The sequence below is a fragment of the Xanthobacter tagetidis genome, assembly GCF_003667445.1.
In the GTDB taxonomy this organism is placed as follows: Bacteria; Pseudomonadota; Alphaproteobacteria; order Rhizobiales; family Xanthobacteraceae; genus Xanthobacter; species Xanthobacter tagetidis.
This window is the reverse complement of the sequence record NZ_RCTF01000007.1, coordinates 131330-143821: the sequence shown is the minus strand read 5'-3', so window position 1 is coordinate 143821 and position 12492 is coordinate 131330. Positions and strand designations below refer to the sequence as shown.

Sequence of the window (12492 nt, the reverse complement as noted above, 5' to 3'; positions counted from 1 at the left end):
GTCCTAGATAGGGTGTCCCGCGCCGGCGCGCATCCGCGCTCTGCGGCAATGTGCCTTTGCGCCGGTGCCCGCATGACGCTGGGTCAGTCGTCGTCGCCGTGCGCGCTGCGGATGCGGCGCACCACCGACCAGACCCCCAGCACCGCCACCGGCACGGACAGCGCGGTGAGCAGCCCCACGTCGAGATGGAGGCCGGTGAGGCGGGCGTCGATGCCGCTCTCGTGGATGCCGGCGAACACATGGTGGACGAGGCTGACCACGTAATAGGAGATGGCGGCGACCGAGAGCCCCTCCACCGTGCGCTGGAGGCGCAATTGCAGGCGGGTCCGCTCGTTCATGGCGCTCAGCAGGTCGCGGTTCTGCTGCTCCAGCTCCACGTCCACGCGGGTGCGCAGCAGGTCAGCGGCGTTGGCGAGCTTGCCCGCGATCTTCTCCTGCCGGTCCTCCACCGCGAAGCAGGTGCGCATGGCGGGGGCCATGCGGCGGTCGAGGAATTGCTGCCAGGTGGGAAAGCCCGGCACCGCCACCTCGCGGATCGCGGCAAGGCGCAGCCGCACGATCTCCATGTAAGCGCGGCTGGCGCCGAAGCGGAACAGCGAGGCGGTGGCCCCGGCCTCGATCTCGGAGGCGAGCGCCACCAGTTCGTCCAGCAATTCGTTATTGGCCGCGAGGCCCTCGGTCAGCGTCATCTCCTTGGCCGCGCCGGCGAGGCGGCCCTCGATGCGCGAGATAACGGGAGACAGACGCTGCGCCTCCGGCAGCCCGAGCAGCGCGAGCGTGCGATAGGTCTCGACCTCCAGCAGGCGCTGCACCAGCGCGCCGGCCGCCTCGGCGCCCAGGCCCCGGTCGCGCACCAGGATGCGAACGAAGCCGGAGGGGTCGGCCATGAAGTCGGTGGCGATCTCGGCCTGGCCGTCGCCCACGTCCGAGCGGGCAAGGCTGGCGCGGTCGAACACCTTGTCGAGCAGGAAGTCCTCGGCGGTGTCGGTCACGAGGTGGAGGTCCACCGCCACCAGCAGCGGGCCGGGCTGGGGCACCTCGCCGAACGGGCTTGCCAGCGTCACCGCCGGCGGCTGGAACGGCAGCCCGCCGGGCACGATCTCCGGGCACGGCATGTCCCAGGTGTAGGTGCAGAATTCCGCGTGGCTCTCCCAGCGCAGGTTCGCGCCGCCGAACGACACCGAATGGTGCTTGGCGCCCGGTGCCGGCGCGGGCATGCCGCGCGAGGCGCACAGCTCGGCGATGGCGGCGCGGTCCTTCTGGGCGGCGGCGGCGTCCAGGAGGAAGCCGGCATGCAGGAAGCGCCGCGGCGTCTGCGCCGGCACGAACGGGCGGGCATGCAGCTCGCCCAGCACCGCCGCCCTGAGCGGATGGGCGGACAGAAGCCGCCCCTCGCCGATGACGAGGTCCGCCGATGCCGCCGCCTGCTGGTCCATGAGGATGATCCCGATCTTCTCCTCACGGTGCTTGCACGCCATGCGGGTCCGATCAAGGCGCAGGGCTGACCTTCTTGGTCGCAGCAGGCTGCGTCATAGACGCCCTCACACAGGCCCGCGTCACAGATGCCGCAGCACGCGCGCCGGCGGCGCACTGAGCGCCCTCAGCGTCGCGAGGAGGCCGAGCGAGACCGTCACCACCAGCGCCCCGAGCGCGGCGCCGAAGGCAACCGTGGCCGAGAAGGTGAAGCCGATCTCCATCACGAACACCGCGACGCCGTAGGCGGCGAGGCTGCCGGCCGCCACCGCCACCAAAGCGGTGGCGAGGCCGATGCCGGCATATTCCAGCGCGAAGGCGGCGATGAGCCGCGCCCGCGTCGCCCCGAGCGTCTTCAGGATCACCGCCTCGTAGACCCGCCGCTGCTGGCCAGCCGCCAGCGCGCCGGAGAGCACCAGCAGCGAGGTGAGCAGCGTGACGAGGCTCGCCGCGCGGATGCCGAGGGAGAGGTTCTCCACCATCCGCCGGGCCTCCTCCAGCGTCTCCTTCACGCGCACCACGGTGATCGCCGGCCAGGCGGCGGCGACCTGGTTCAGCAGCGCGATTTCCCCCGCCGCGTCGGCACCGCCGGGAAAGGTGAGGGTCGCCAGCATGGAATGGGGCGCGCCGGCGAAGGTCGCGGGGGAGAACACCATGACGAAGTTGATGCCGAGCCGCTCCCACTTCACCTCGCGCAGGTTGGCGATGCGGGCGGTGATGACGCGGCCGAGCACGTTGACGCTCACGCTGTCGCCCACCTTGAGGCCGAGGCCGGCCGCGATTTTGGCGTCGAACGAGACCAGCGGCGCGCTCTCGTTCGCATCCCACCACGTGCCCTCCGCGAGGCGCGAGCCTTCCGGCAGCGTGGCTGAGAAGGTGATGCCGCGGTCGCTCTGCAGCACCCAGGCGGCATCCGCCGAGGGCCGCACCGCATCCGCCGGCACGCCGTTGAGCGACAGGATGCGCCCGCGCAGCATGGGCACCGCGCGCAGTGCCGCACCCGGCGCCCGAGCGGCGATGAAGCGCGCGAAGGCGTCCTCTTCGGTGCTCGGCACGTCGACGAAGAAGAAGCTCGGCGCCTCTTCCTGCACCGGGCCGGCCAGTTCCTGGGTGAGCGAGCGGTCGATGAGGCCGATCGCCACCATCAGCGACAGGCCGAGCCCGAGCGAGAGCACCACGGTGGGCGTGAGGGCGCCCGGCCGGTGGATGTTGGCGAGCGCGAGGCGCGGCACCACCGCGCGCGGCCGCGGCAGGCGCCGCGCCAGCGCCACGAGGCCCGCGCCCACCAGCCGCAGCAGCGCGAACACGCCCGCGGCGGCGGCGATGAAGATGGCGGCCGCGCGCAGGTCCACGGCGGTGGCGAGCGCGAGGGCGACGAGGCCGAGCCCGAGGAGCGCCGCCGCGATCAGAGGCCGGCGCGGCAAACGCGGGCCGGCTTCGCCCGTGGTGTCGCGGAACAGCATCGCGGCCGGCGTCTCCTGCGCCCGCGCCAGCGGCAGCACCGTGAACAGGCCCGCCACCAGCAGGCCGTAGAGCGTGGCGAGGCCGAGCGTCGCCAAATCGAGCCGCGGCGCCACCGGATAGGGGATGACGGCGGACAGCGCCGCCGCGCCGGCGAACGGGATGGCGGCGCCCACCGCGAGCCCGGCGGCAATGCCGATGGCGGCGATGACGGCCATCTCGATGCCATAGGCGGCGAACACCTGGGCGCGGGTGGCGCCGAGCGCCTTCAGCGTGGCGATGGTGGCGCGCTTGGCGGAAAGATGGCTCGATACCGCATTGGCGATGCCCACCCCGCCCACCAGCAGCGCGGTGAGCGCCACGAGGGTGAGGAACTGGCCGATGCGGCCCATGCTCCGCTCCAGCTGCGGGGTCGCGCCGTGGCGCGTGCGCATCTCGAAGCCGGCATCGTCGAAGCGCGCGTGGGCGGCCTCCATCAGGGCGTCGAGCGCGGCGGGCGCGGCGTCCGGCAGCAGCACGCGGTAGCTCCAGCGCACGAGGCTGCCCGGCTGGATCAGGCCGGTGGCAGGAAGGTCGCCGGCCGAGATGATGAGGCGCGGGCCGAGGCCGATGCCGGCGGAGAGCTTGTCCGGCTCCGAGACCAGTTCGGCGCGGATCTCGAACGTGGCGTCGCCGAGCTTCACCTGGTCGCCGATCTTCAGACCGAGCCGGCCGAGCAGCGCCGGCTCGGCGGCCGCGCCGGGCAGGCCGCGGCCTGGCGCGAACAGCGTGCCGGGCGGCTGCGGCGGCGACAGCTCCAATTGGCCGGCCAGCGGATAATTCGGGTCAACGGCCTTCAGCTCGGCGAGCGCGGCGTCCCCCGCCGCCGTGCGCGCCATGGCACGCAGCGTCGCCACGCGGTTCACCTCGCCGTGGCCGGAGAGGAAGCCCAGCTCCATCTCGCTCGCCTCGCGCTGGGTGAGCGTGAAGGACGCATCGCCGCCGAGGATGGAGCGCCCCTCCCGGTCCAGCCCCTCGGTGAGGGCGCGGGCGAACGAGCCGATGCCGGCTATGGCGGCGACGCCGAGCGCGAGGCACAGCAGGAACACGGTGAAGCCCTGCCGCGCCCCGCGCAGCTCGCGCAGGGCGAAGGCGATCGCGGCGGGCATCAGGGAACGCGCGGCGGCGCGGCCGGCGGGCGCGCTCATGTCACCTCGGCCGTCTCGGGCACCACCACGCCGGAGCGCAGGCGCACCACCCGGCCGCAGCGGGCGGCGAGGTCCGCGTCGTGGGTGACGATGACCAGCGTCATGCCGCGCGCGCGCTGGGCGGCGAAGATGAGGTCCATGATCTGCCGGCCGGTCGCCTCGTCGAGATTGCCGGTGGGCTCGTCCGCCAGGAGGATCTGCGGCTCGGGGGCGAGCGCGCGGGCGAGCGCCACGCGCTGCTGCTCGCCGCCGGACAGCTGCGCGGGATAATGCGATCCGCGCGCGCCGAGGCCGACCGCCTCCAGCTCCCGCGCCGCCCGCGCGAACGCGTCGGCGCGGCCGGCCAGCTCCAGCGGCACGGCGACGTTCTCCAGCGCGGTCATGGTGGGGATGAGGTGGAAGGACTGGAACACGATCCCCACATGCCGTCCGCGGAAGCGCGCCAGCGCGTCCTCGTCGAGGCCGGTGAGGCGGGTGCCGGCGACCTCCACGGTGCCGGCGTCCGCCCGTTCCAGGCCGGCCATGACCATCAGCAGGGTCGACTTGCCGGAGCCCGAGGCGCCGACGAGGCCCACCGCCTCGCCCGGCCTGACGGCGACGCTCACGTCCTTCAGCACATGGACGCGCGCCGGCCCGGTGCCGAGATAGAGATCGATATGCGATAGGGAGAGGATGGGAGAAGGAGTGGCTATGTCGTCCATGCGCATCGCGGCGAGCAAGAATCCTGAGGCAGCGGGGAGGATCCTGCCCCCAGAGATCCCTTGCGCCACCAAAGCACCATTCGCCGGCCGAGGGAACGCGGCGCCGATGCCGCAGGCCGAGACGGCGACGCTGCGGAAGTTAGCCGCGCCAGCGCTGGCGGTGGCGCTTGCGGCGCTCACCGCGCTGTTCACGTTCGCGTCAGAAGCCGCCGCGCGGCCGATCCGCATCGTCGCGTTCGGCGACAGCCTGACCGAGGGGCTCGGCCTGCCCAAGACCCAGGCCTTCCCGGCGCAGCTGGAGGCGGCGCTGCGCGCCAAGGGCTACGAGGTGGAGATCGTCAATGCCGGCGTCTCCGGCGAGACCGCGCCCCAGGGGCTGATGCGGCTCGACTGGTCGATCCCGCCCGGCACCGACGCGGTGATCGTCGAATTGGGCGCCAACGACATGCTGCGCGGCCAGAATCCGGACGGCACCCGGCGCGCCTTGACCGAGATCGTGCGCCGCCTGAAGGCGAAGGACATCTCGGTCCTGCTCGCCGGCATGCGGGCGGCGCCGAACCTCGGCGCGGACTATGCCGCGCGGTTCGATCCGCTGTTCCCGGAGATCGCGGCGCAGGAGGGGGTGCTGCTCTATCCGTTCTTCCTCGACACGGTGGCGGGCGACCGGGCGCTGAACCAGCCCGACGGCCTGCATCCCAACACGCGCGGCGTGGCGGCCATCGTCGCCGGCATCCTGCCGAAGGTGGAGGAGCTGATCGCCCAGGTGAAGGCGAAAGGCGGGGCGGGCAGATAGCCGTCCCCCGCCCGCGCTCAGGGGGCGCTTCTCAGCGGATGAACTGGTCCACGAAGTCGGCGCCGAGGCCCGCCTCGGCGTAGTGGCGCCGGCACAGGTCGATCTTGGTGAACACGTCCTCGTAGCCCATCACGGCGCCGTCCGGGTCCACGTAGATCATCGCCCCGTTCACCTGGAACAGGGTGATCATCTCCTCCACGTGCGCGTCCACCACCAGCGTGTGGGTCTCGCCCGGCGCCTCGTAGACATAGCCGCCCTCCTGCGCCACCCAGTCGTGCTCCAGGTAGCGCCAGGAGCCCTTCAGCACATAGCCGTGCACCGGCTGGGGGTGGCGGTGGCGCGAGAGCACGCCGGACTTGCGCACCTTCAGCAGGTTCACCCAGTAGCCGCGCGTCGCCGACAGGCACAGCGGGCGGAACCACACGTTCGGCTGCTGCGGCACCCAGACCCGGTCATCCTCGGGGATCACGCTCGGGATGACGATCTCCGGCGGGCTCTCCTTGGGCTGGGGGTGGCGATAGGGAATGCGCGCCTGATCGGCGCTTTCCGGCGTCTTGGGGCGGCTGGCGAGGTCCGGCAGGGCCATGGCGTGTCTCCGTTCAGTCAGGCGGCGCGGGCGGGGGCGATGACGCTCAGGCCTTCGAGCCGCTCCATGGCGTCGGCGATGTCCTCAGCCGTGAGCGCGCGCTCGAAGTTGCGGGTGTGGGGCGCGTCGTGGGTCAGGCGCGCGATGGTGCCGAGCAGGTCCGCGCGCGGCGCGGCGACGCCGAAGTCCTTCAGGCAGATGGGCAGGCCCACCTTGCGGTAGAACGAGAACTGCTCGTGCATGAAGTCCTTGGAGCGCCGCTCCAGGAGGAACTGCACCAGCAGCGCATAGGCAACCTGGCAGCCGTGCAGCGCGCCTGAGGTCTCCGGCACCGCGGTGAGGCCGCGCGTCATGGCGTGGGCGATGGACAGGCCGGCGCCCTCGAAGCCGAGGCCGGCGAGCAGGAAGCACGCCTCCACCACCTTCTCGAACGCCGCGTCGGGCGTCTTGGCCTCGGCGGCGGCGAGCGCGTCCACCGCATGGGCGCGCAGCACCCGGTCGCACAGCTCGGCGAGCGCGGAGGCGGCGAGCGTCGCCCGCGCGCCGAACATGTTGGGGCCGTCCGCACCGACGCACTGGGCGGCCTCGAAGCGCTTCACCAGCGCGTCGCCGATGCCGGAGACCAGCAGCGCCGCCGGCGCGGCGGCGAGAATCTGCGTGTCCACCAGCACGATCTCGGGATTGCGCGCCAGGCGGTCCACCCGCGCCAGCCGGTGGCCGTCGTCATAGAGCACGAACACCCGGCTGGTGGCGCCGTCCTGCGAGGCGGCGGTGGGCAGGGTGACGAGGCGCAGACCGAGTGCATGGGCCACCGCCTTGCCCATGTCGACGCCCTTGCCGCCGCCCGCCGCCACCACGAGGTCGGGCGCGAAGGCGCGCGCCGCGCGGGCGAGGCGCTGGGCGGTGGTCTGCGTGACATCGCCCTCGAACGACAGCGTGGAGAAGGCGAGGCCCTGCGCTTCCAGGAGCGGCGCGATGCGTCCGCCAAGCGTCGGCGCCATCAGCGCGTCGGTGACCAGAAGCACCCGGCGCGGCGCATCGGGGACCAGATGCGCCGCGATCAGCGCGCCGAGTTCGCCGAGCGCGCCCGGACCCTGCACGTAGAGGCTCGGCGCGCCGAGGACCTTGAGATTGCGCATGGGCGTTGCTCCCGTGTCTGGCGACCTGCGTCAGGCGATGGAATAGCCGCCGTCCACCGGCAGCACGGCGCCGGTGATGTAGCGCGCGGCCGGCGAGGCGAGGAAGCCCACCACGCCCGCCACGTCGTCGGGCTCGCCCCAATAGCCGAGCGGGATGCGCGCGGTGATGGCGGCGCGGCGCTCCGGGTCGTTCATGGCGCCGGCGGACAGGCGGGTGCGGATCCAGCCCGGCGCCACCGCGTTCACGCGGATGCCGTCGCCGGCGAAGGCGACCGCGAACGAACGGGTGAGCTGCACGATGGCGCCCTTGCTCGCCGCATAGGCCGGGTTGCGGCCCGAGCCGAAGAACGACCACATGGAGGCGACGTTGACCACGCTGCCGCGCCTGAGCCGAAGCGCATCGCGCAGGGCCATGGTGACGGCCTGCGCGCCGCCCAGATTGACCTCGATCACCTTCCGGAACCCGGCCGGGGAGAACTCCTCCATGTCGTGCAGGATGATCCCGGCGGCATTGACCAGGACGTCCACGCCCGGCAGCCGGGTGGCGAGCCGGGCGATCGCCTCGTGGTCTGTGACGTCGAGGTCCAGGAAGGTGAATTTCGGGTCGTCGATGCGCGCCTCGCTGTCGCGCCCGAGAGCCACGACCCGGCATCCCTCGGCGAGGAAATGGCGCGCGCAGGCGAGCCCCATCCCCGTCCCGCCGCCCGTAATGACCGCCACGCGCCCGCTTAAATCGATTAGGCCGTCCATGGAAACCGCCGCTCCATCCCTATATTCCCACCCGGTTCCGGTGTGGGGCGCATCCCTCATGCTGCTCCCTCGCGGCGCCGGACCCGAGGGCGGCGGCAGGAGGAACGGGGACGGCGCATTGTGCCCCTAGCATGCGTCGGTTCGCGGCGGACGTGAAGAGGCTGCGGCGGGCTGCTCGCATCGCGGCGCCGCGCCAGGACGGCGGACGCTCAGCGCGGGCGAAGACCCGATGCGGCGAGGCTGGTCCGAATCTGGCTCATCACCCAATTGACGAGCTTGGATCTGCCCAAGCCGTACGCAGCACGGGCGCCCATACACCATCCACGAGGAAGTTCCAGGGTATCGATCAGCCTGGGCGCCACTTTGTCGAGCCTGGCCTTCACCTTGGCACTGAGCGCCGCGAGGTCGAGGTCGTCCGGCGTCGCGGGCCAGGGCGGCATGGCGGTGTAGTGGCGGCTCGCCAGCTTGCCCAGAAGCGGGATGATGGGTAGCGCCTTCACCGTCCGATCGTCGAGGGTGTAGTCGTCCAGGAACTGGACGTGCCTCGGATCGTCGAGCCACGGCGCGACGATGGGATTGAGGTCGCCGGCTTCGCGATCGGCCGGCAGCACGAAGCTGGTTTTGAGGAAGCGCTGGCAGTTGCGGCGGCCCAGCATGTAGTCGTGGTGGCGGAACGCGCGCGACAGGAAACCGCCGAAGGCGTTCACGCCGCCGCTGGCGATGGCGGGCGACATGGCGCGGTCGTCCTTCGGATCGGGGTGGCGCCGGGATGGCAGGATGGCGAAACGGCTCGCCACGTTCTCGTCGCGCACCAGCGCCAGTTCCTCCGGCTTGAAGCGCGATTGCGCGATCAGCACGCCGAAAAGCCGGCCCGCGACGCCGATCAAGGAGCCCATCGCCGCGGGATCGAAGGCGTCGGGCGGCTCGGCCAGATCGGGGAACGGGTCGATCATCAGCACCGCCGCGTTCGCGGCGCGCGGGTCGCGCGGATGGCGCGCGCCGTTCGACAGCGCCCGCCGGCACAGCTCCAGCGGCTCGTTGTTGAAGACGCCGCCGTCGACGCAGATGAACGGATAGCGGCCCTCATTGCCGAACGCTGTGGGCGTATAGAGCGGGGGCAACGCCTGGAGGGCTCCGCTCGCGAACGTCCAGGATGCCGGGCTGTCGTCCGGCTCAAGGGGATGTCCGGCGCCGTCCTTGCGCCGAACCATGCCTGTCACCGCATTGGGAATGAACCATTCGCGGCGGAAATAGTCGGAGAAATCGCGGTTGAGCAGCCGCGGCGCAAGGCCGATCGGAAAGGCCCCGCTCGCGAGGCAGGCCTGCCCGAAGAGCTGCCATCCGTCAGTGGCGCTGGCGCCTGGGCCGGGGTTCAGCGGGATCCGGTCGCTGGGCACGTGAGCGCCGCCCGCCTTGTCGATCTCGAAGGCGAGATGGTCGGCGTGCAAGGTCATCTGGTGGCCGCTTTCCGCACCGACGCCCTCGAGGCGGAGCGAATAGGCGACGCCGCGCATGTTGCCGACGCACATGTAGACCGGAAGATGATCCTGCACATAGGCGCGCGGATGGTCCACACGGTCGGCATAGGGCAGCGCCCCGGCGACGATGGCGTCCAGGGGCTTCGAGTTCAGGATCGAGCGCAGAGGGCTGTCGCCCTCCAGGTCGTCGGTCGACAGCAGCTTGTCGATGTGGATCTGCTCGACCCAGCAGTCGTAGAGCGGGTTGCCCGTGGTCTCGCCCGGCGTGGTCTCGCCGGTCACAGGCGGAATGCGGGTGTTGAGCACGGCGGTCGTGATGGCCGTGACCATGGCGCCGGCCGAGGTGCCCGACATGGCGCCGATCTCGGCGCGGTAGGGCGGCGCCACCAGCTCCGTCTCGTCGTCGAACCCGGCTTTCAGGTCGCTTCGGTCCAGCCCGGCGCGCACATCCTCGATGGCGTCCAGCGCCTCCAGGAGGAAGTCGACCACGCCCGCCGTATAGGCGCCGGCGGAGACCGCGCCCGCCATCACGAGCCCGATCCGGAACACGGGCATGGCGCCCGCAGTATCGCCCGCGCCCGCAGTGTCGCTCATGGGACCGCCCCCGGCACAATTGATTGTATAAATTTAAATCACAATCAAAAGTTGCTGCCAAGCCACGCTGCATCCGGCGCCGGGCGCCGGGGTGGAGCAACGAGGGAGCACCAGCCGGCCTGTAAGCCGGGTTCTGTACGGCGGGCTTGCGCCCGCGTGGCGGCCATTCCTCTGGGACGCCGGTTGCCCGGCGCCTCTGGCAGTCAACCCGGACGGCACCCCGGAGGCGGGGCTGGTTTCCCGTGCCGTCCCTATTCGACTTTGCTCCCGGTGGGGTTTGCCGTGCCGCTTCCGTTGCCGGTCGCGCGGTGGGCTTTTACCCCACCGTTTCACCCTGGCCCGTGCACGCACGGGTGGTTTGATTTCTGTGGCACTTTCCCTGGGGTCGCCCCCGCCGGACGTTATCCGGCACCGTGTCTCCGTGGAGCCCGGACTTTCCTCGACATCGAGATGCCGCGGCCGCCCGGCCGGCTGGTGTCGCGCAGCAATGGGGATGGCGACGCGCCGCGTCAAGTCCGCGGCCGCCCTTTGCCCCTCCCGGAACTTTCGTGTACCCCGCTCGAGGCCGCAGTCTTCCCACTTGCGCCGATGTTAAAAAAACGTACGATCGTTTCCAAGCCGGGCAAACCGGCATCGGAGGAGACGGCCCCTGCCACGCTGCCCGCCTCAACGGCGCGCGCCAGCGGGCTCATCTCCTCCCAACCGGGCGAGGACGCTCATGGCCATCATCGAGGATGCGGTCGACCGCCGCTCCGACACGTTCCGGCGCAACCGCGAGGCGCTCGAGGCGAGCGTCGCCGACTTGCGGGAAAAGGTGGAGCGTGCCGCAGAGGGCGGCGGCCCCGTCGCCCGCGAGCGCCACCTGAAGCGCGGCAAGCTCCTGCCGCGCGACCGCATCCGCACATTGCTCGACACCGGCTCGCCGTTCCTGGAGCTGAGCCAGCTCGCGGCCTACGGCATGTATGACGGCGAGGTGCCGGCTGCCGGCATCATCACCGGCATCGGCCGCGTCTCCGGCCGCGAGTGCGTGATCGTCGCCAACGACGCGACTGTGAAGGGCGGCACCTACTTCCCCATGACGGTGAAGAAGCACATTCGCGCCCAGACCATCGCCCAGAACAACCACCTGCCCTGCCTCTATCTCGTCGATTCCGGCGGCGCCAACCTGCCGAACCAGGACGAGGTGTTCCCCGACCGCGAGCATTTCGGCCGCATCTTCTTCAACCAGGCCAACATGTCGGCGCTGGGCATCCCGCAGATCGCGGTGGTGATGGGCTCGTGCACCGCCGGCGGGGCCTATGTGCCGGCCATGGCGGACCAGTCCATCATGGTGAAGAATCAGGCCACCATCTTCCTCGCCGGCCCGCCTTTGGTGAAGGCCGCCACCGGGGAGGTGGTGACCGCCGAGGAACTGGGCGGGGCGGACGTGCACACCCGCATCTCCGGCGTCGCCGACCACATGGCCGAGAACGACGCCCACGCCTTGGGCATCGCCCGCTCGATCGTCGCCGACCTCAATTCCCCGAAGGCCCACTCCCTCGACATCCGCGAGCCGCGCGCCCCGCTCTACGACGCCAAGGAGATGTACGGCATCGTCTCGGCCGACCCGAAGCAGCCGTTCGACGTGCGCCAGATCATCGCCCGCATCGTCGACGGATCGGAGTTCGACGAGTTCAAGCCGCTCTACGGGCAGACGCTGGTCACCGGCTTTGCCCGCATCTTCGGCTATCCGGTGGGCATCATCGCCAATAACGGCATCCTGTTCTCGGAGAGCGCGCAGAAGGGCGCGCACTTCGTCGAACTGTGCTGCCAGCGCAACATCCCGCTCGTCTTCCTGCAGAACATCACCGGCTTCATGGTGGGCAAGAAGTACGAGGCCGGCGGCATCGCCAAGGACGGCGCGAAGTTCGTCACCGCCGTCTCGTGCGCGAGCGTGCCGAAGTTCACGGTGGTGATCGGCAATTCCTTCGGCGCCGGAAACTACGGCATGTGCGGGCGCGCCTTCGACCCGCGCTTTTTGTGGATGTGGCCCAACGCGCGCATCTCGGTGATGGGCGGCGAGCAGGCGGCCAACGTGCTCGCCCAGGTGCGCCGCGACGGCATCGAGGCCAAGGGCGGCGCCTGGCCGGCGGAGGAGGAGGACGCCTTCAAGGCGCCCATCCGCCACCAGTACGAGGTGCAGGGCCACCCTTATTATTCCTCCGCCCGCCTGTGGGACGACGGTGTCATCGACCCCGCCGACACCCGCATGGTGCTGGCCCTCGCCCTTTCCGCCGCGCTCAACGCGCCCGAGAAGGAGACACGCTTCGGCGTGTTCCGCATGTGATGGC

The 12492-nt window shown here is 71.1% G+C and carries 9 protein-coding genes and 1 other RNA gene; 2 read left to right on the top strand and 8 right to left on the bottom strand.

What is annotated here, in order from left to right:
* Window positions 1–83: 83 nt before the first annotated feature.
* The 3 genes from D9R14_RS10615 to D9R14_RS10605 all read right to left on the bottom strand — a co-directional run bounded on the left by D9R14_RS10615 (window position 84) and on the right by D9R14_RS10605 (window position 4822).
* Window positions 84–1436, bottom strand: coding sequence for a DUF3422 family protein (locus D9R14_RS10615; RefSeq protein WP_121623384.1), 1353 nt, complete (start codon window positions 1434–1436; stop codon window positions 84–86).
* 120 nt (window positions 1437–1556) lie between these two features.
* The gene (locus D9R14_RS10610) at window positions 1557–4121 is read right to left on the bottom strand and encodes an ABC transporter permease (protein ID WP_121623296.1); all 2565 of its coding nucleotides are present in this window, start codon (window positions 4119–4121) and stop codon (window positions 1557–1559) included.
* Window positions 4118–4822: an ABC transporter ATP-binding protein gene (locus D9R14_RS10605; RefSeq protein ID WP_121623383.1), complete on the bottom strand. Its 705-nt coding sequence runs from the start codon at window positions 4820–4822 to the stop codon at window positions 4118–4120. The genes D9R14_RS10610 and D9R14_RS10605 overlap by 4 nt, the downstream gene beginning before the upstream one ends.
* A gap of 106 nt (window positions 4823–4928) precedes the next feature.
* On the opposite strand from D9R14_RS10605, the gene D9R14_RS10600 reads away from it, so the two are divergent.
* Entirely contained in the window at window positions 4929–5615 is a 687-nt protein-coding gene (locus D9R14_RS10600; RefSeq protein WP_121623295.1) for an arylesterase, read from the top strand.
* A 31-nt stretch (window positions 5616–5646) separates the two neighbouring features.
* Here D9R14_RS10600 and D9R14_RS10595 read toward each other — a convergent pair whose 3' ends face one another.
* The 5 genes from D9R14_RS10595 to rnpB all read right to left on the bottom strand — a co-directional run bounded on the left by D9R14_RS10595 (window position 5647) and on the right by rnpB (window position 10637).
* Entirely contained in the window at window positions 5647–6201 is a 555-nt protein-coding gene (locus tag D9R14_RS10595; protein ID WP_121623294.1) for a 2,4'-dihydroxyacetophenone dioxygenase family protein, read from the bottom strand.
* A 17-nt stretch (window positions 6202–6218) separates the two neighbouring features.
* Window positions 6219–7340 (bottom strand): iron-containing alcohol dehydrogenase, encoded by a 1122-nt coding sequence (locus tag D9R14_RS10590; RefSeq protein WP_121623293.1) that lies wholly within the window; start codon window positions 7338–7340, stop codon window positions 6219–6221.
* Between the two features lie 30 nt (window positions 7341–7370).
* Window positions 7371–8060 (bottom strand): SDR family NAD(P)-dependent oxidoreductase, encoded by a 690-nt coding sequence (locus tag D9R14_RS10585; RefSeq protein WP_245420709.1) that lies wholly within the window; start codon window positions 8058–8060, stop codon window positions 7371–7373.
* A 239-nt stretch (window positions 8061–8299) separates the two neighbouring features.
* Complete coding sequence (locus D9R14_RS10580; protein WP_147453003.1) at window positions 8300–10162, bottom strand: hypothetical protein; 1863 nt, start codon at window positions 10160–10162, stop codon at window positions 8300–8302.
* A gap of 106 nt (window positions 10163–10268) precedes the next feature.
* Window positions 10269–10637, bottom strand: an RNA gene (rnpB, locus tag D9R14_RS10575) — RNase P RNA component class A.
* Window positions 10638–10880: 243 nt separating this feature from the next.
* Here rnpB and D9R14_RS10570 point away from each other — a divergent pair.
* A complete protein-coding gene (locus D9R14_RS10570) occupies window positions 10881–12488 on the top strand; it encodes a carboxyl transferase domain-containing protein (protein ID WP_121623290.1) in 1608 nt (535 codons plus the stop codon).
* Window positions 12489–12492: the final 4 nt, after the last annotated feature.

Coding starts and splice junctions, on each gene's coding strand:
- D9R14_RS10615 (WP_121623384.1), bottom strand. CDS start 1,436: ATGGACCAGCAGGCGGCGGCATCGGCGGACCTCGTCATCGGCGAGGGG.
- D9R14_RS10610 (WP_121623296.1), bottom strand. CDS start 4,121: ATGAGCGCGCCCGCCGGCCGCGCCGCCGCGCGTTCCCTGATGCCCGCC.
- D9R14_RS10605 (WP_121623383.1), bottom strand. CDS start 4,822: ATGGACGACATAGCCACTCCTTCTCCCATCCTCTCCCTATCGCATATC.
- D9R14_RS10600 (WP_121623295.1), top strand. CDS start 4,929: ATGCCGCAGGCCGAGACGGCGACGCTGCGGAAGTTAGCCGCGCCAGCG.
- D9R14_RS10595 (WP_121623294.1), bottom strand. CDS start 6,201: ATGGCCCTGCCGGACCTCGCCAGCCGCCCCAAGACGCCGGAAAGCGCC.
- D9R14_RS10590 (WP_121623293.1), bottom strand. CDS start 7,340: ATGCGCAATCTCAAGGTCCTCGGCGCGCCGAGCCTCTACGTGCAGGGT.
- D9R14_RS10580 (WP_147453003.1), bottom strand. CDS start 10,162: ATGAGCGACACTGCGGGCGCGGGCGATACTGCGGGCGCCATGCCCGTG.
- D9R14_RS10570 (WP_121623290.1), top strand. CDS start 10,881: ATGGCCATCATCGAGGATGCGGTCGACCGCCGCTCCGACACGTTCCGG.